Origin of the sequence: Streptomyces sp. NPDC051578 (assembly GCF_044454045.1) — a bacterium.
GTDB lineage: Bacteria > Actinomycetota > Actinomycetes > Streptomycetales > Streptomycetaceae > Streptomyces.
In genome coordinates, this window is sequence record NZ_JBITDH010000001.1 from 1460192 (window position 1) to 1476981 (window position 16790).

Genomic DNA, 16790 nt, shown 5'->3' on the forward strand with positions numbered 1-16790 from the left:
TTCTTGACGCCCGCGCGCCCGGCCCTCAGGCCACGTTCACCCTCTGTCCCGGAGGCGCCGCCTCCAGCCAGGCGAGGAAACCGGTCAGCGCGTCCTCGCTCATCGCCAGCTCAAGGCGCGTCCCCCGGTGGGAACAGCCGAGCACGACGGCGTCGGACAGCAGCGCCAGCTCCTCCTCGCCCTCGGGGGCGCGACGGGCCAGCACCTCGATGGAGGAACGCTCCAGCAGCCGGCGGGGCCGCGGCGAGTAGCTGAACACCCGGAACCATTCGATCCGGTCACCGCTGTAGCGGGCGACCCCGTACACCCAGCCCTTGCCCGAGACGTCGGGCTCGTCGGCCACGTCCCAGCGCAGGCTGCAGTCGAAGGTCCCCCCGGACCGCTGGATGAGTCTGCGGCGCAGCCCGAAGACGAACAGCCCGATCACCACCAGGGCTACGACCAGGCCGCTCACAAGCAGAGCGAGGAGCATCTTCACCGACCTCCTCGCTCATCGAATACAGCACACGAAAAACTGATCCGCATCGCCTCAGCCGCGACCCGCTCTGGAAGATTCCAGACCGGACCGCGGCTGAGGACGCACACTATTCGGTAAGGGGCTCAGTGCCCCGTCACCGCGCGCAGCCGGACATCGGCGCGACGCTCGGCGGCCGCATCGGCCTCCGCCTTCGCGCGCTCCAGTGCCCGCTCCGCCCGCTGGACGTCGATCTCGTCCGCGAGCTCGGCGATCTCGGCCAGCAGGGACAGCTTGTTGTCCGCGAACGAGATGAATCCGCCGTGCACCGCTACGACGACAGTGCTGCCGTCGCTGGTGCGGATGGTCACCGGGCCCGATTCCAGCACACCGAGAAGCGGCTGGTGACCGGGCATGACGCCGATGTCGCCGGACGTGGTGCGTGCGACAACAAGGGTGGCCTCGCCGGACCAGACGTTGCGGTCCGCCGCGACCAGCTCGACGTGCAGCTCAGCAGCCAAGGTGGCTCCTCGGGTCACCACCCGGCGGGTCGGCCGGGTGTTGGGTCAAATTCTAATGGGCGTGGGGAGAGGGACGGGACGCACCCGCCCCTCTCCGGTCAATCATCGGCTCTGCTCACGAGGAGCGGGGCCTCAGGAGACGCCCAGCTCCTTGGCGTTGGCCTTGAGGTCCTCGATGCCACCGCACATGAAGAACGCCTGCTCGGGGAAGTGGTCGTAGTCGCCGTCGCAGATCGCGTTGAACGCGGTGATCGACTCGTCGAGCGGAACGTCCGAACCGTCCACGCCGGTGAACTGCTTGGCGACGTGGGTGTTCTGCGACAGGAAGCGCTCGACGCGACGGGCACGGTGGACAACGAGCTTGTCCTCCTCGCCCAGCTCGTCGATACCGAGGATCGCGATGATGTCCTGGAGGTCCTTGTACTTCTGCAGGATCCCCTTGACACGCATGGCGGCCGCGTAGTGGTCCGCCGCGATGTACCGCGGGTCGAGGATGCGGGACGTCGAGTCCAGCGGGTCCACGGCCGGGTAGATGCCCTTCTCGGAGATCGGACGGGAGAGAACCGTCGTCGCGTCGAGGTGGGCGAAGGTGGTGGCCGGCGCCGGGTCGGTCAGGTCGTCCGCGGGGACGTAGATCGCCTGCATCGAGGTGATCGAGTGACCGCGGGTCGAGGTGATGCGCTCCTGCAGCAGACCCATCTCGTCAGCCAGGTTCGGCTGGTAACCCACGGCGGACGGCATGCGGCCCAGAAGGGTCGACACCTCCGAACCGGCCTGGGTGTAACGGAAGATGTTGTCGATGAAGAAGAGCACGTCCTGCTTCTGAACATCGCGGAAGTACTCCGCCATGGTCAGACCGGCGAGCGCGACGCGCAGACGGGTGCCCGGGGGCTCGTCCATCTGGCCGAAGACGAGCGCCGTCTTGTCGATGACGCCCGAGTCGCCCATCTCCTCGATGAGGTCGTTGCCCTCACGGGTACGCTCACCGACGCCCGCGAAGACCGACACACCGTCGTGGTTGTTGGCGACGCGGTAGATCATTTCCTGGATCAGAACGGTCTTGCCGACACCGGCACCACCGAACAGACCGATCTTTCCACCCTTGACGTACGGGGTGAGGAGGTCGATGACCTTGACGCCGGTCTCGAACATCTCGGTCTTCGACTCGAGCTCGTCGAAGCTCGGCGCCTTGCGGTGGATCGGCCAGCGCTCGGTCACCTCGGAGTTGGCCTCCGGGTAGTTGAGCACCTCACCGAGGGTGTTGAACACCTTGCCCTTGGTGAAGTCGCCGACGGGGACGGTGATGCCCTCGCCCGTGTCGGTCACCGGGGCCTGGCGGACCAGACCGTCGGTGGGCTGCATGGAGATGGTGCGGACCAGGCCGTCACCCAGGTGCTGGGCGACTTCCAGGGTCAGCGTCTTGAGCTTGCCGTCCTCGGCCGGGTCGGCGACCTGGACCTTGAGGGCGTTGTAGATCTCGGGCATGGCGTCGACGGGGAACTCCACGTCGACGACCGGGCCGATGACCCGGGCGACGCGGCCCGTGGCAGCGGCCGTCACAGCGTTCTCGGTAGTCGTCGTCACTTACTTGTCACTCCCCGCGGTCGCGTCAGCCATGGCGCTCGCGCCACCGACGATCTCGCTGATTTCCTGGGTGATTTCGGCCTGGCGGGCCGCGTTGGCAAGCCGGGAGAGGCTCTTGATGAGGTCCCCGGCGTTGTCGGTGGCCGACTTCATCGCACGACGGCGGGCGGCGTGCTCGGAAGCGGCCGACTGCAGCAGTGCGTTGTAGATGCGGCTCTCGACGTAGCGCGGCAGCAGGGCGTCGAGGACGTCCTCCGCCGACGGCTCGAACTCGAACAGCGGAAGGATCTCGCCCTTCGCACCGGCCTCGTCCTGCGCCCCGGCGGAGGTCTCCGCGAGGCTGAGCGGCAGCATCCGGCCGTCCACGGCGTTCTGCGTCATCATCGACACGAATTCCGTGAAGACGATGTGCAGCTCGTCCACGCCGCCCTCGGCCGTCTCCGTCTGGATGGCCTCGATCAGCGGCGCGGCGACGCGCTTGGCGTCCGCGTAGGCCGGGCTGTCGGTGAAGCCGGTCCACGAGTCCGCAATCTTGCGCTCGCGGAAGCCGTAGTAGGCGACACCCTTGCGGCCGACGATGTAGGCATCGACGTCCTTGCCCTCAGCGCGCAGCCGCTCGGTGAGCCGCTCCGCCTGCTTGATGGCGTTCGAGGAGTAGCCGCCGGCCAGACCGCGGTCGCTCGTGATGAGCAGGACCGCGGCACGGGTCGGCGCCTCGACCTCGGTGGTCAGGGCGTGCTTGGTGTTCGAACCGGTCGCCACCGCGGTCACCGCACGGGTGAGCTCGGTCGCGTACGGCATCGATGCCGCCACCTTGCGCTGCGCCTTGACGATGCGCGAGGCGGCGATCATCTCCATCGCCTTGGTGATCTTCTTGGTCGCCGTGACGGCACGGATGCGACGCTTGTAGACCCGGAGCTGCGCTCCCATGAGTCAGGTCCCTTCCGTCGTCACTTGGAGACGTTGACGGCCGGAGCGTCCTCGCCCAGGAGCTTGCCGTCAGACGTCTCGAACTGCTGCTTGAAGGCAGCGATGGCGTCCGCGATCGACGTCAGGGTGTCATCCGACATCTTGCCGCCCTCGGCGATCGAGGTGAGGAGGTCCTTGCGCTCGCGGCGCAGGTGCTCCAGCAGCTCGGACTCGAAGCGGCGGATGTCGGCGACCGGGACGTCGTCCATCTTGCCGGTGGTGCCGGCCCAGACGGAGACGACCTGCTCCTCGACGGGCATCGGCTGGTACTGGCCCTGCTTGAGCAGCTCGACCATGCGCTTGCCGCGCTCCAGCGAAGCCTTCGACGCGGCGTCCAGGTCGGAACCGAAGGCGGCGAACGCCTCCAGCTCGCGGTACTGGGCGAGGTCGACGCGCAGACGGCCGGAGACCTGCTTCATGGCCTTGTGCTGCGCGGAACCACCGACGCGGGAGACCGAGATACCGACGTTCAGCGCCGGGCGCTGGCCCGCGTTGAACAGGTCGGACTCCAGGAAGCACTGGCCGTCGGTGATGGAGATGACGTTGGTCGGGATGAACGCCGACACGTCGTTCGCCTTGGTCTCGACGATCGGCAGACCGGTCATCGAACCGGCACCCATCTCGTCGGAGAGCTTGGCGCAGCGCTCCAGCAGACGCGAGTGCAGGTAGAAGACGTCACCCGGGTAGGCCTCACGGCCCGGCGGGCGGCGCAGCAGCAGCGAGACGGCGCGGTAGGCGTCGGCCTGCTTCGACAGGTCGTCGAAGATGATCAGGACGTGCTTGCCGGCGTACATCCAGTGCTGGCCGATGGCGGAGCCGGTGTACGGCGCCAGGTACTTGAAGCCGGCCGGGTCGGACGCCGGGGCGGCGACGATCGTCGTGTATTCGAGCGCGCCGGCCTCTTCCAGGGCGCCGCGAACGGACGCGATGGTCGAGCCCTTCTGGCCGATGGCGACGTAGATGCAGCGGACCTGCTTGTTCACGTCGCCCGAGCGCCAGTTGTCGCGCTGGTTGATGATCGTGTCGACGGCAAGAGCGGTCTTGCCGGTCTGACGGTCACCGATGATCAGCTGACGCTGGCCACGGCCGATCGGCACCATCGCGTCGACGGCCTTGTAGCCGGTCTGCATGGGCTCGTGCACCGACTTACGGACCATGACGCCCGGGGCCTGCAGCTCAAGGGCGCGGCGGCCCTCGGTCGCGATCTCGCCGAGGCCGTCGATCGGGTTGCCGAGCGGGTCGACAACGCGGCCGAGGTAGCCCTCGCCGACACCTACGGAGAGAACCTCACCGGTGCGCTGCACCGGCTGGCCCTCTTCGATGCCGTTGAATTCGCCGAGGACGATCGCACCGATCTCGCGCTCCTCGAGGTTGAGGGCGAGACCGAGGGTGCCGTCCTCGAACTTCAGCAGCTCGTTCGCCATGGCGGAGGGCAGACCCTCCACCTTCGCGATGCCGTCGCCGGCAACGCTGACCGTTCCGACCTCCTCGCGCGAGGCCGCGTCCGGCTGGTACGACTGGACAAAGTTCTCCAGTGCGTCCCGGATCTCCTCCGGCCGGATCGTGAGCTCCGCCATCTGGGTTCCCTGCTCTCCTTGTTGGGCCTGAAGCTTCTTAGGGGTCTGGGGGCGACCCCCAGGAATCTTCTGCAAGTTCTGCACGGCCCAACCGGGCCGCTAGGAATGCGTTGTTCTAGTTGGTGGCTGGTCAGCCGGCCATGCGGCGGGACGCCTCTTCGAGGCGTTCCGCGATGGTGCCGTCGATGACCTCGTCGCCGACCCGCACCGAGATCCCGCCGAGGACCGAGGGGTCCACGTCGAGGTTCAGGTGCATCTGGCGGCCGTACAGCTTGGCCAGCACCGCGCCGAGACGCTGCTTCTGCACGTCGCTGAGCGGAACCGCGCTGGTCACGGTGGCGACCATGCGGTTGCGGCGCTCGGCGGCGAGCGTGGAAAGGGACTCCAGTCCCGCTTCCAGGCTACGTCCACGCGGGTGGGTGGCGAGACGGATGACCAGACGCTCGGTGGTGGGGTTCACCTTGCCGCCGAGCAGACGGTGCAGCAGCTCGCTCTTGGCGGCGGCGGTGGCCGCCCGGTCGGTCAGCGCGGAGCGCAGCTCGGTGTTCGAGGAGACGATCCGGCCGAACCGGAACACCTCGTCCTCGACGTCGTCGAGCGCACCCGCACGCTGGGCCGCCGTGAGGTCGGCGGTGGCCGCCAGCTCCTCCAGCGAGTCGACCAGGTCACGCGACTGCGACCAGCGGGACCGGGCCATGCCGGACACCAGGTCGAGGGTTTCCCCGCTCACCTGGCCTCCCAGCAGGCGGCCCACCAGCTCGGCCTTGGCCTCGCCGGCCTGCGCCGGGTCCGTGATGACCCGACGCAGCGAGACCTCACGGTCGAGCAGCGCGGTGACGGAGGCCAGCTCGCCGGCGAGCTCCGCCGCGTCGACGGACGTGTTGTCCGTCAGCGCGTCGAGACGCTCACGCGCGGAGGCCAGCGCCTCGCGGCTCGCTCCGTTCATCGCGCGGCCTCGGCCTTCTCCTCAAGCTCGCTGAGGAAACGGTCGATCGTGCGGCTCTGCCGGGCGTGGTCCTCAAGGGACTCGCCGACGAGCTTTCCGGCCAGGTCGGTGGCGAGCTTGCCCACGTCCTGACGCAGCGACTGCGAGGCAGCCTTGCGGTCGGCCGCGATCTGGGCGTGGCCGGCAGCGATGATCTCCTCACGCTGCCGCTGGCCCTCTGCGCGCAGTTCTTCCTTGAGCGCAGTGCCCTGCTCCAGCGCTTCCTGGCGCAGGCGCGCGGCCTCGTGCCGGGCTTCGGCGAGCTGGGCCTTGTACTGCTCCAGCACGCTCTGGGCCTCGGTCTGAGCGGCCTCAGCCTTCTCGATACCGCCCTCGATGGCCTCGCGACGCTCGTCCAGAACCTTGTTGATGTTCGGGAGGAGCTTCTTCGCGAGGAAGCCGAAGACGATGACGAAGGCGATCAGACCGATGACGAGCTCGGGGATCGGCGGAACGAGAGGGTTTTCCGTCTCGGCCGCGAGAACCAGGAGGTTCACATCAGTGCCTTTCGTCTAATCGGACTAGTGATCGGCTCGTCTTAGTAGACGAACGGCATGACCAGGCCGATGAGGGCGAGCGCCTCACAGAAGGCGAAGCCGAGGATCTGGTTGGCGCGGATCAGACCGGCAGCCTCGGGCTGACGGGCGAGAGCCTGCGTGCCGTTACCGAAGATGATGCCGACGCCGACGCCCGGGCCGATGGCCGCGAGGCCGTAACCGATGGAGCTGAGGGAACCGGTGACGCCTTCGGCGGCAGCAAGGATCTGGGACATGCCAGTTCTTCCTTCTCTTTCACGAACCGGTGGGGGTTGGCCACCGGACGACAAGGGGGATTCGGGGGGTGGGCCGGACTCAGTGGTGCTCGGCGAGCGCGCCCTGGATGAAGCTGCAGGCCAGGAGGACGAAGACGTACGCCTGGACAGCCTGGATGAAGAGCTCGAAGGCGGTCATCACGATGACCATGATGAACGAGACGCCCGAGTAGGCGATCCCGATCCCGTTCAGCAGGTACCAGCTGGCGATGGTGAACAGCAGCAGCAGGGTGTGACCGGCGAACATGTTCGCGAACAGTCGGACCGCGTGGGTGAAGGGGCGCACCAGGACGTTCGAGAAGAACTCGATGACCATGACGAGCGGGAGCACCGCACCGAGCGACTTGTCGTAGCCGGTGAGGTTCTTGAAACCGCCGACGAAGCCGTGACGCTTGAACGTCACCGACATCCAGATGAAGTAGACGATCGCCGCCAGGACTGCCGGGTACGCGATGATCGAGGTCACCGGGAACTGCGCCACGGGAACGATCGACCAGACGTTCAGGATCCAGACGAAGAAGAACAGCGAGACCATGAAGGGGACGTACTTCTCGCCCTCCTTCTTGCCCAGCGTCTCGTAGACGATGCCGCGGCGCACGAAGTCGTATCCGGCCTCGGCGACCATCTGCAGCTTGCCCGGGACGACCTTCGGCTTGCGGAACGCGGCCCAGAAGAAGCCGACGATGATCAGCGAACCCAGGAGGGCCAGCAGCATCGGCTTGTTGAAGTAGGCGTTGGTAAGGCCGGCTTCGCCCCACAGCGGCTCGAAGAGGAACGAGTGCAGGCCCGGGCCGGGGAAGCCACATCCGGAGAAGATGTGACAGTCGGTCTCGAAAGCGAGCACCTGCGTCGGGTCAGGACTCACCGCGGGCTCCTTCAGCGTGGCGCATGGGTACGGCAACCTCGTTGTGTCGGCGCGGCGCGCAGCCGCGGTTCGGCACTGGACTGGTGTAACGGATGTGGGGGCGGCGATCAGGCATCGAGCCTCGCGATGGAACAGGCGTCAGCTCAGATGCCCGCGCCCGCAGTGCCGCAGTTTGAACCGGACGATAGCAGCATCTCGAACGCACACTTATCCCGGCCCTACCCCTCACGGCTTCGACCCCGGACTTCCGGGCTTGTCGCCCTTCGTGGACTCGGGTTCGACGTACAGAATCTTGGCTTTCATGTGAGCGCGCGTCTGTGCGCCGATCCACACGAGGGTGGTGGCCACAAGCGTGATCGCGAACGCCCGGGGGTGGAACAGCGTCGTGTGCTTGAACACGGCGAGAAAGACGAAGAGCAACAGGATTTGGGCCGCGTAGAGCATGAGGCCCATCGCCTGGAACAGGTGCGGCAGTGATTTCGCCGTGCGCTGGAGAACCAGGAATCCGAGACCCATGAACACGATGACGACCAGCGTCGCGACGACGGCTCCGACCGCGCCCTTGCCACCGACGACCGCACCACTGATCGCGGCGGCTACAGCGCCGGCGACAGCCGTGGGTACGGCGGTTTGCAGGAGGGATCGGACGTCATCTGACCGCATGGCGGTTTGCTCCGCGTGGTGGTGGGGGCACGGACTCGTACGGGACTCGTACGGGGACGAGCGTAAGCCCGGTCCGAGGCAGCGCCTCGGGCCGTTGGACCGTCGCACTACGGTCCTTCGGCTCTGTCGCCGGGTTTAGTGAACGGTATCACAAAGTATTTGATGAGAGCTTTACCCGGGGAGTGTGCTGACTGTCACACATGAGGGCTAACGCGCCCGTGTGTGCAAGACAGCGGACCACCTTGTCTGGTAAAGGGCGTTGATGTCGGACATGCGCTCGGGGCGTCAGCGGGACGATCCGGCCTTACGCCGGTCGGGGAAGCGCGAACGGGGGCCAATGGCAGTCGCCCCGTTGACGCCGGAGACGCCCGCGGCGATCGGCCTGGCCGGTTCCGGCTCCGCGCCCGAGGCGTCCAGCAGTGCCGCTTCCGCCGCCCGGTCCGCGTGCCGGTAGCGCGGCGGGACCAGGGCCTCGGCCCAACGCGGGGCGCGCGGGGTGAAGCGCGGGAGCAGGAGCAGGACGAGGCCCAGGGCGCTCAGTCCGGCGATGCCGAGCACGATCCACATCGAGGTCGAGTGCACCGAGTAGGCCACCGCCCCGAAGGCGATCAGGCCCGACCAGAAGTACATGATCAGTACAGCGCGGCTGTGGGAGTGCCCGAGTTCCAGCAGCCGGTGGTGCAGGTGACCGCGGTCGGCCGCGAACGGCGACTGGCCGTTCCAGGTGCGCCGGACGATCGCCAGGAACAGGTCCGCCATCGGGATCGCGATGATCGTCAGCGGCAGCACCAGCGGGATGAAGACCGGCAGCATCGCGTGCGTCGCGTTGCGCTCACCGCCCGCGAAGAGCTTCAGCGTGTCCGGGTCCACCTGACCGGTGATGGAGATCGCGCCGGCGGCCAGGACCAGGCCGATCAGCATCGAGCCCGAGTCGCCCATGAAGATGCGGGCGGGGTGCATGTTGTGCGGCAGGAAGCCCAGGCACATGCCCATCAGGATGGCGGCGAACAGCGTCGCCGGCGCCGCCGACTCGATCCCGTAGCCGAACCAGATGCGGTACGCGTACAGGAAGAACGCGGTGGCGGCGATGCAGACCGTGCCGGCCGCCAGGCCGTCGAGGCCGTCCACGAAGTTCACCGCGTTGATGGTGAGCACCACGAGGGCCACCGTCAGCAGGTTGCCCTGCCAGGGGGTGACCGAGACCGTGCCGATGAACGGCACCGGGATCCACAGGATCGTCAGACCCTGGATGACCATCACACCGGCGGCGATCATCTGGGCGCCGAGCTTGATCAGGGCGTCGATCTCGAACTTGTCGTCCAGTACGCCGATCAGCCAGATCAGCGCCGCGCCCGACAGCAGCGCCCGGGGCTCGTTCGACCCCGTGAACACACCGTTGAGGTTCTGCAGGTGGTCGGCGACCAGCAGCCCCGCGCACAGGCCGCCGAACATGGCGATCCCGCCGAGCCGCGGGGTCGGCTCCCGGTGCACGTCGCGGGCGCGGATCTCCGGCATGGCCCCGACCGCGATCGCGAACTTCCGCACGGGCCCGGTCAGCAGGTAGGTCACCGCGACCGTGACGCAAAGCGTCAGCAGATATTCACGCACTGGCAGCCCCAGATGTATCGCCGGCCATCTCAGCCCCACACATTAGCCGCGATGTCACCGCTATCGAGGACGCGAGGGGTCCCTATGCCGGTTGCGGTACGCCCCGCTCGTCCGCGTTAGGCCCCATAAGGAGGAAATCCACTGGCCAGCTCGCCGACCTCCGTACGGGTCTGCGCGGATTCCCCGCGAAGCGCCGCCGCAAACAGCGCCGCGATGCGGACCATCTCGCTCTCCCCCATGCCCTGGGTGGTCACCGCCGCGGTACCGAAGCGGATCCCGCGCTGGTCCCCGTACGGCAGGGCGCAGGTGTCCAGCACCATCCCGGCGGCCGCGAGTCGGCCGCGGGCGGTGGGGCCGTCGATGCCGAGCGGGGCGGGGTCGGCGCAGATCAGGTGCGTGTCGGTGCCGCCCGTCACCACGGTGAGACCCGCCGCCTCCAGCGCCTGCGCGAGGGTCCGGGCGTTGGCGACGACCCGGTGGGCGTACGTGGTGAACGCGGGGGTGGCGGCCTCGCCGAACGCCACCGCCTTGGCGGCGATCGTGTGCATCTGGGCGCCGCCCTGGGTGAAGGGGAACACCGCCCGGTCGACGCGCTCGGCCAGCTCGGCGGTGCACAGGAGCATGCCGCCGCGGGGGCCGCGCAGGACCTTGTGCGTGGTCGCGCAGACGATGTCCGCGTACGGGACGGGGCTGGGGGCCGCGCCGCCCGCGACGAGTCCGATCGGGTGCGCGGCGTCGGCGATCAGGTACGCCCCGACCTCGTCGGCGATCTCCCGGAAGACGGAGTACTCGGGGTGGCGGGGGTAGCAGATCGAGCCGCAGACGATGGCCTTGGGGCGGTGGGTCCGGGCGAGTTCCTGCACCTGCTGGTAGTCGATCAGGCCGGTCTCGGCGTCGACGCCGTAGCCGACGAAGGAGAACCAGCGGCCGGAGAAGTTGGCGGGAGAGCCGTGGGTCAGGTGCCCGCCGTAGGGCAGCCCCATCGCGAGGACGGTGTCGCCCGGGCGCAGCAGCGCGGCGTAGGCGGCGAGCACGGCCGAGGACCCGGAGTGCGGCTGGACGTTGGCGTGCTCGGCGCCGAACAGCGCCATGGCCCGTTCCACGGCGATGCGTTCGGCGAGGTCGGCGTACTCGCAGCCGCCGTGGTGGCGGGCGCCGGGGTAGCCCTCGGCGTACTTGTTGGCGAGCGCCGAGCCAAGCGCGGCCAGTACGGCGGATGAGCAGAAGTTCTCGGCGGCGATCAGTTGCAGGGAACCGGCCTGGCGCTGGGCCTCCCCCGCGAGCACGTCGGCCATCTTCGGATCCTGCTGCCGCAGCAGGTCCGTGGGCGGGGTGATGACGCTCATGGCGCGGCTCCCAGTGCTGTCCCGGATAGGGCCACTGTAGGCCCGCCCCCGCGATCGCGCCCCTCGCGCTTCTCCAGGTGCGGCCGCTCGCGCTGCTCGGCCCGGGGGGCGCCTTCCGGGCCTCGCGCCGCCTCGGCGGACAGGGGGCCGGGCTGTGCCGGGCTCGGCCGGGCGAGGTCGGACTGTGCGGGCGTGGCCGGGCGGTATCGGGCGTGGCCGGGCTGTGCCGGGCAGGATCGGGCGTGGTCGGGCCCGCTCGGGCGCCGTCGGCGGGTCGGGCCGTCAGCGGGAGGCGGTGACGCCCGTCAGGGCGGTGACCACCGGGTCCAGCGCCTGGTTGATCTCGTCGCCGATCGACCGGAAGAACGTGATCGGCGCCCCGTACGGGTCGTACACCTCGTCCGCGTCGGCGGACGGCGCCAGCAGCCAGCCGCGCAGCGCCGCGGCCGCCCGCACCAGGGCCCGCGCGCGCTGCGCCATGCCGTCGTCCAGCGGCGGCAGCGTGGCCGGGTCTATCGCCCGGACCAGCCGGGTGAACTCCTTCAACGTGAACGTCCGCAGCCCCGCCGAGTGGCCCATGGAGATGACCTGCGCACGGTGGTCCCGGGTGGCGGTCAGCACCAGGTCGGCCCGGATGACGTGCTCGTCCAGCAGCTCCCGCCCCGTGAAGCCGGACGCGTCGGCCCCGAAGTCGGCGAGTACGGCCGCCGCGTTGGCCTCCATCGGGGCGCCCTCGTGGCCCCACGTGCCGGCGCTCTCCACGATGAGGTCGCCGCTGACCAGGCCGCCCAGCCGGTGCGCCAGGGCGTGCCGCGTCAGCCGCTCGGTGATGGGCGAGCGGCACACGTTGCCGGTGCTGACGTGGAGGATGCGGAAGCAGTCTCCCCCAGCCTCCGCCGGAAGACGCCCCGTTGCTATGCCACGCCCCTGAGGGCTCACGGGGCCACCTCGAGGTCGGGTACGACCTCCCGCAGCTGCTCGGCGGTCAGCGCCCCCTCGCGCAGCAGGACGGGAACCTTCCCCGTGACGTCGACGATCGAGGAGGGCTGGATCCCCGGGGTGGGGCCGCCGTCCAGGTACACCGACACCGCGTCGCCCAACATCGCGCGCGCCGCGTCGCAGTCCTCCGGCGCCGGGTGCCCGGTCAGGTTCGCCGAAGACACGGCCATCGGGCCGACCTCGGTCAGCAGCTCGATCGCCACGGGGTGCAGCGGCATGCGCACGGCGACGGTCCCGCGCGTCTCGCCCAGGTCCCAGGCCAGCGACGGCTGGTGCTTGGCGACGATCGTCAGCGCGCCCGGCCAGAACGCGTCGACCAGCTCCCACGCCTGCTCGGAGAAGTCCGTGACCAGGCCGTGCAGGGTGTTCGGGGAGCCGATGAGGACGGGGGTGGGCATGTTGCGGCCGCGCCCCTTGGCGGCGAGCAGGTCACCGACGGCCTCCGCGCTGAAGGCGTCCGCGCCGATCCCGTACAGGGTGTCGGTGGGCAGCACGACGAGTTCGCCGCGGCGCACGGCGGACGCGGCTTCACGCAGACCCGTCTTGCGGTCCGTAGCGTCGTTGCAGTCGTATCGCCGGGCCATCAGCGGGCCTCCTCAAGCAGCGGGGTGGTGACGTCGTCCGGGAGCGGGGTCGCGCGGATCACGGCATGGCCTTGCGGGCGGTCGCGAAGCGCGGGCGGTTGTTCAGGTCGGGGTGGTCGGCGGCGTCGGCCCAGCCCCGTTCCTCGGCGAAGATCCACGGGACCTGGCCGCCCTGGGTGTCGGCGTGCTCGATGACGACGATGCCGCCGGGCCGCAGCAGCCGGTGGGCGGTGCGCTCGATGCCCCGGATGGTGTCCAGGCCGTCCTCGCCGGAGAACAGCGCCATCTCGGGGTCGTGGTCGCGGGCCTCGGGGGCGACGTACTCCCACTCGGTGAGCGGGATGTACGGCGGGTTGGAGATCACGAGGTCGACCTGGCCGTCCAGCTCGGGCAGCGCGCTGAGCGCGTCGCCCTGGTGGACGGTGACCCGGGAGCCCTCGGCGTTCTTACGGGTCCACCGCAGGGCTTCCTCGGACAGCTCGACCGCGTGGACGCGCGAGCGCGGCACCTCCTGCGCCATGGCCAGCGCGATGGCACCGGAGCCCGTGCACAGGTCTACGATCAGCGGCTCGACCACGTCCATCGCCCGGACGGCGTGTATGGCCCAGTCCACGACCGACTCGGTCTCGGGCCGGGGTACGAAGACCCCGGGTCCTACCTGGAGCTCCAGGTAACGGAAGAAGGCGCGCCCGGTGATGTGCTGGAGCGGCTCGCGGGCCTCGCGGCGGGCGACGGCCTCCCAGTAGCGGGCGTCGAAGTCCGCGTCCTTGACGTGGTGCAGTTCCCCCCGCTTGACGCCGTGCACGAAGGCCGCGAGCTCCTCCGCGTCGAAGCGCGGTGAGGGCACGCCGGCGGCGGCCAGCCGCTGGGTGGCCTGGGCCACCTCGGCAAGCAGCAAGTTCACGCTGGTCCTCCGGGCTGCTGTCGTACGGGGGTGGAGCGGGGGGTCAGGCAGACGTCACGGTCACGTGGTCGGACGGCTCAGTGCGCGGCGGCGAGCTTGGCGGCGGAGTCCGTGTCCACGCAGGCCTGGATGACCGCGTCGAGGTCCCCGTCGAGCACCTGGTCCAAGTTGTACGCCTTGAAGCCGGTCCGGTGGTCCGAGATCCGGTTTTCCGGGTAGTTGTACGTGCGGATCTTCTCGGAGCGGTCCACGGAGCGCACCTGGCTGCGGCGCACGTCGGAGGCCTCCTGCTCGGCGGCTTCCTGGGCCGCGGCGAGCAGCCTGGACCGCAGGATACGCATCGCCTGCTCCTTGTTCTGGAGCTGGCTCTTCTCGTTCTGGCAGGAGGCCACCACACCGGTCGGGATGTGCGTGATGCGCACGGCCGAGTCGGTGGTGTTGACGGACTGGCCGCCGGGGCCGGAGGAGCGGTACACGTCGATGCGGAGGTCGTTCATGTTGATCTCGACCTCGACCTCCTCGGCCTCGGGGGTGACGAGCACGCCCGCGGCGGAGGTGTGGATGCGGCCCTGGGACTCGGTGGCCGGAACCCGCTGGACGCGGTGCACGCCGCCCTCGTACTTGAGGCGGGCCCAGACGCCCTGGCCGGGCTCGGTGGCGCCGTTGCCGCCCTTGGTGCGGACGGAGACCTGGACGTCCTTGTAGCCGCCGAGTTCGGACTCGGTGGCGTCGATAATCTCGGTCTTCCAGCCCACGCGCTCGGCGTAGCGCAGGTACATGCGCAGCAGGTCGCCGGCGAACAGGGCGGACTCGTCGCCGCCCGCTCCGGCCTTGACCTCCAGGAGCACGTCCTTGTCGTCGCTGGGGTCGCGCGGGACGAGCAGCAGGCGGAGCTTCTCGGTGAGCTCTTCGCGCTGGGCGGCCAGCTCCTTGACCTCGGCGGCGAAGTCGGGGTCGTCGGCCGCGAGCTCCTTGGCCGTCTCGATGTCCTCGGCGGTCTGCTTCCAGGCGCGGAAGGTCGCCACGATCGGGGTCAGCTCCGCGTAGCGCTTGTTGAGCTTGCGCGCGTTGGCCTGATCCGAGTGGACCGAAGGGTCGGCGAGCTTCTTCTCAAGGTCGGCGTGCTCGCCGACCAGTTCCTCGACCGCCTCGAACATCGGGGGCTCCTGTGGTGAAAGTGAAGATAAGGGCTGCGGGACGAGAAAGGCGCCGGCCCGGCTGCCCGCGCGTGACGCGGTGCAGCCGGGGTCCGGCGCCGGAGGCTCGCTACTTCGAGCCGGCAGCCTTGCCGAAGCGGGCCTCGAAGCGGGCCACACGGCCACCGGTGTCGAGGATCTTCTGCTTGCCCGTGTAGAACGGGTGGCACTCGGAGCAGACCTCGGCACGGATGGTGCCCTCGGTCAGGGTGCTACGGGTGGTGAACGACGCGCCACAGGTGCAGCTGACCTGGGTCTCGACGTACTCGGGGTGAACATCGCGCTTCAAGGTGTCTCCTAGATTCGGGAGGGCGCCGGGTCGCAGGGGCCGAATTGCGCGCTGCGTGAACCGGGGCCGACAGACCAGTCTGCCAGGACCGGGCCGCCTGTCAAAATTCTGAGGACACCCTCCTCAACGGGGAGGGGCGGGCATCTATTCCACCCCGCCGGGAAACCCCGCCGACCTGGCGTTCCCGGTCCTGGCCGCCCGGTCACGGCTGCTGGACGATGCCTCCGGCGGTGCCCTTGTCGCCCATGGAATCGGCGGTCGCCTCGGCGGGGATCGGCTGGTCCGCGAGGAGGGCGTCCCAGACCATCTTGGTCTCCTTGGCGAGCGGGGCGACGCGGTCGGGGTCGCGGGCGTCCGCGGTCACCGGCATGGTGATCATCTGGAGGTTCTGGGCGTCGATCCCGCGCAGGCTCTCGGCGAAGCCCAGCAGCGACTTCACGTCGCCGAGCTGCTTGTCCGTGGTGAGCGCCTTGGTGCCGGTGTCGGCGAGGTCGAGCAGCCGCTTGGGGTTGTCGAAGACGCCGATGCCCTTGACCTGCTTGATCAGCGCCTTCATGAAGGCCTGCTGGAGCTGTATTCGGCCGAGGTCGCTGCCGTCGCCGACGCTCTTGCGGGTGCGGACGAGACCGAGGGCCTGCTCGCCGTTGAGCTTGTTGGGGCCCGCGGGCAGGTCGAGGTGGCTGGAACCGTCCTTGATCGGCTTCGTGGTGGTGACCTGGACGCCGCCGAGGTTGTCGATGATCTTCTTGAAGCCCGTGAAGTCGACCTCGATGTAGTGGTCCATGCGGATCCCCGACATCTTCTCGACGGTCTTGACCGCGCAGGCGGCCCCGCCGATGGTGAACGACTCGTTGAACTGGGAGCGGGAGCTGCCGCGGTCCGTCTTCCCGTTCGCCGTCTGGCAGGCGGGCCGGTTGACCATGGTGTCGCGCGGTATGGATACGACGCTGGCCTTGTGGTGGCCCTCGTAGAGGTGGACGATCATCGCCGTGTCGGAGCGGGCGGACCCGCCGTCGTCCCGGCCGTACTCGCTGTTCGCCCCGCCGCGGGAGTCCGAGCCGAGGACGAGGATGTCCATCGAGCCGTTGTCCACGTTCTGCGGGCGGTCCTTGCCGAGCGCCGCGTCGATGTCGACCGTCTTCAGGTTGCCGTTGAACTTGAAGTAGAAGTAGCCCACGCCCGCGCCGCCCAGCACCACCACGCCGGCGGCCGTCCACGCGACGACTCTGAGGCCCTTGCGGCGCTTGGGCGCCTTCCGTCGGCGCCGGGCGCCCGCGGCCCGGCGGCCGGCCCTCGTGTCCTCGCTCATGCTCTCCTCGGTCCCCGGCCCGCTCCCGCGACCCGTTCGGCCTGTCTGCGGCCTCCGCTGTTCTCTGACACAGACGGAGGAACGTCTTCCAGGGTTCCACGGCCCCGGGCGGGCGTCGTACGGCGC

18 protein-coding genes are annotated in these 16790 nt (G+C 69.2%); all 18 read right to left on the reverse strand.

The window, feature by feature from the left end; translation table 11 throughout:
* Positions 1-25 precede the first annotated feature (25 nt).
* A complete protein-coding gene (locus ACIA6C_RS06455; RefSeq protein ID WP_361128554.1) occupies positions 26-472 on the reverse strand; it encodes a DUF2550 domain-containing protein in 447 nt (148 codons plus the stop codon).
* A gap of 128 nt (positions 473-600) precedes the next feature.
* The gene (locus ACIA6C_RS06460; protein ID WP_361128557.1) at positions 601-975 is read right to left on the reverse strand and encodes a F0F1 ATP synthase subunit epsilon; all 375 of its coding nucleotides are present in this window, start codon (positions 973-975) and stop codon (positions 601-603) included.
* Between the two features lie 132 nt (positions 976-1107).
* Positions 1108-2559 (reverse strand): F0F1 ATP synthase subunit beta, encoded by a 1452-nt coding sequence (gene atpD / locus ACIA6C_RS06465; RefSeq protein ID WP_329198340.1) that lies wholly within the window; start codon positions 2557-2559, stop codon positions 1108-1110.
* Positions 2560-3489 carry a F0F1 ATP synthase subunit gamma gene (locus ACIA6C_RS06470; RefSeq protein WP_361128560.1) on the reverse strand — a complete coding sequence of 310 codons (930 nt, stop codon included), beginning with the start codon at positions 3487-3489 and terminating at the stop codon, positions 2560-2562.
* Between the two features lie 20 nt (positions 3490-3509).
* Positions 3510-5105 (reverse strand): F0F1 ATP synthase subunit alpha, encoded by a 1596-nt coding sequence (gene atpA / locus ACIA6C_RS06475; protein WP_361128562.1) that lies wholly within the window; start codon positions 5103-5105, stop codon positions 3510-3512.
* Positions 5106-5235: 130 nt separating this feature from the next.
* Positions 5236-6051 (reverse strand): F0F1 ATP synthase subunit delta, encoded by an 816-nt coding sequence (locus tag ACIA6C_RS06480; RefSeq protein ID WP_366078908.1) that lies wholly within the window; start codon positions 6049-6051, stop codon positions 5236-5238.
* Positions 6048-6587 (reverse strand): F0F1 ATP synthase subunit B, encoded by a 540-nt coding sequence (locus tag ACIA6C_RS06485; protein ID WP_329198332.1) that lies wholly within the window; start codon positions 6585-6587, stop codon positions 6048-6050. Before ACIA6C_RS06485 ends, ACIA6C_RS06480 begins: the two co-directional genes overlap by 4 nt.
* Before the next feature lie 41 nt (positions 6588-6628).
* Entirely contained in the window at positions 6629-6862 is a 234-nt protein-coding gene (atpE, locus tag ACIA6C_RS06490) for an ATP synthase F0 subunit C (protein WP_355965164.1), read from the reverse strand.
* 79 nt (positions 6863-6941) lie between these two features.
* On the reverse strand, positions 6942-7781 hold the full coding sequence (gene atpB / locus ACIA6C_RS06495; protein ID WP_399274500.1) for a F0F1 ATP synthase subunit A: 840 nt from the start codon (positions 7779-7781) through the stop codon (positions 6942-6944).
* Positions 7782-7991: 210 nt separating this feature from the next.
* Positions 7992-8429 carry a hypothetical protein gene (locus tag ACIA6C_RS06500; protein WP_361128573.1) on the reverse strand — a complete coding sequence of 146 codons (438 nt, stop codon included), beginning with the start codon at positions 8427-8429 and terminating at the stop codon, positions 7992-7994.
* 285 nt (positions 8430-8714) lie between these two features.
* Entirely contained in the window at positions 8715-10049 is a 1335-nt protein-coding gene (locus tag ACIA6C_RS06505) for an MraY family glycosyltransferase (RefSeq protein WP_399274502.1), read from the reverse strand.
* 104 nt (positions 10050-10153) lie between these two features.
* Complete coding sequence (gene glyA, locus ACIA6C_RS06510) at positions 10154-11383, reverse strand: serine hydroxymethyltransferase (protein ID WP_399273320.1); 1230 nt, start codon at positions 11381-11383, stop codon at positions 10154-10156.
* Between the two features lie 282 nt (positions 11384-11665).
* The gene (locus tag ACIA6C_RS06515) at positions 11666-12322 is read right to left on the reverse strand and encodes a protein-tyrosine-phosphatase (protein WP_329198326.1); all 657 of its coding nucleotides are present in this window, start codon (positions 12320-12322) and stop codon (positions 11666-11668) included.
* On the reverse strand, positions 12319-12966 hold the full coding sequence (locus ACIA6C_RS06520; RefSeq protein ID WP_361128579.1) for an L-threonylcarbamoyladenylate synthase: 648 nt from the start codon (positions 12964-12966) through the stop codon (positions 12319-12321). The genes ACIA6C_RS06515 and ACIA6C_RS06520 overlap by 4 nt, the downstream gene beginning before the upstream one ends.
* Before the next feature lie 58 nt (positions 12967-13024).
* Entirely contained in the window at positions 13025-13870 is an 846-nt protein-coding gene (prmC, locus tag ACIA6C_RS06525) for a peptide chain release factor N(5)-glutamine methyltransferase (protein ID WP_329198322.1), read from the reverse strand.
* 77 nt (positions 13871-13947) lie between these two features.
* Complete coding sequence (gene prfA, locus ACIA6C_RS06530; RefSeq protein WP_361128583.1) at positions 13948-15027, reverse strand: peptide chain release factor 1; 1080 nt, start codon at positions 15025-15027, stop codon at positions 13948-13950.
* Between the two features lie 109 nt (positions 15028-15136).
* Positions 15137-15355, reverse strand: a complete 219-nt coding sequence (rpmE, locus tag ACIA6C_RS06535) for a 50S ribosomal protein L31 (protein ID WP_030153765.1) — start codon at positions 15353-15355, stop codon at positions 15137-15139.
* Positions 15356-15557: 202 nt separating this feature from the next.
* Positions 15558-16664: an LCP family protein gene (locus tag ACIA6C_RS06540; RefSeq protein ID WP_361128586.1), complete on the reverse strand. Its 1107-nt coding sequence runs from the start codon at positions 16662-16664 to the stop codon at positions 15558-15560.
* Positions 16665-16790 lie beyond the last annotated feature (126 nt).

Excerpts from the sequence above, each read along its gene's own strand:
- ACIA6C_RS06455 (WP_361128554.1), bottom strand. The coding sequence starts at position 472 with ATGCTCCTCGCTCTGCTTGTGAGCGGCCTGGTCGTAGCCCTGGTGGTG.
- prfA (WP_361128583.1), bottom strand. The coding sequence starts at position 15,027 with ATGTTCGAGGCGGTCGAGGAACTGGTCGGCGAGCACGCCGACCTTGAG.
- ACIA6C_RS06520 (WP_361128579.1), bottom strand. The coding sequence starts at position 12,966 with ATGGCCCGGCGATACGACTGCAACGACGCTACGGACCGCAAGACGGGT.
- ACIA6C_RS06540 (WP_361128586.1), bottom strand. The coding sequence starts at position 16,664 with ATGAGCGAGGACACGAGGGCCGGCCGCCGGGCCGCGGGCGCCCGGCGC.
- atpA (WP_361128562.1), bottom strand. The coding sequence starts at position 5,105 with ATGGCGGAGCTCACGATCCGGCCGGAGGAGATCCGGGACGCACTGGAG.
- ACIA6C_RS06500 (WP_361128573.1), bottom strand. The coding sequence starts at position 8,429 with ATGCGGTCAGATGACGTCCGATCCCTCCTGCAAACCGCCGTACCCACG.
- ACIA6C_RS06480 (WP_366078908.1), bottom strand. The coding sequence starts at position 6,051 with ATGAACGGAGCGAGCCGCGAGGCGCTGGCCTCCGCGCGTGAGCGTCTC.
- atpE (WP_355965164.1), bottom strand. The coding sequence starts at position 6,862 with ATGTCCCAGATCCTTGCTGCCGCCGAAGGCGTCACCGGTTCCCTCAGC.
- ACIA6C_RS06470 (WP_361128560.1), bottom strand. The coding sequence starts at position 3,489 with ATGGGAGCGCAGCTCCGGGTCTACAAGCGTCGCATCCGTGCCGTCACG.
- glyA (WP_399273320.1), bottom strand. The coding sequence starts at position 11,383 with ATGAGCGTCATCACCCCGCCCACGGACCTGCTGCGGCAGCAGGATCCG.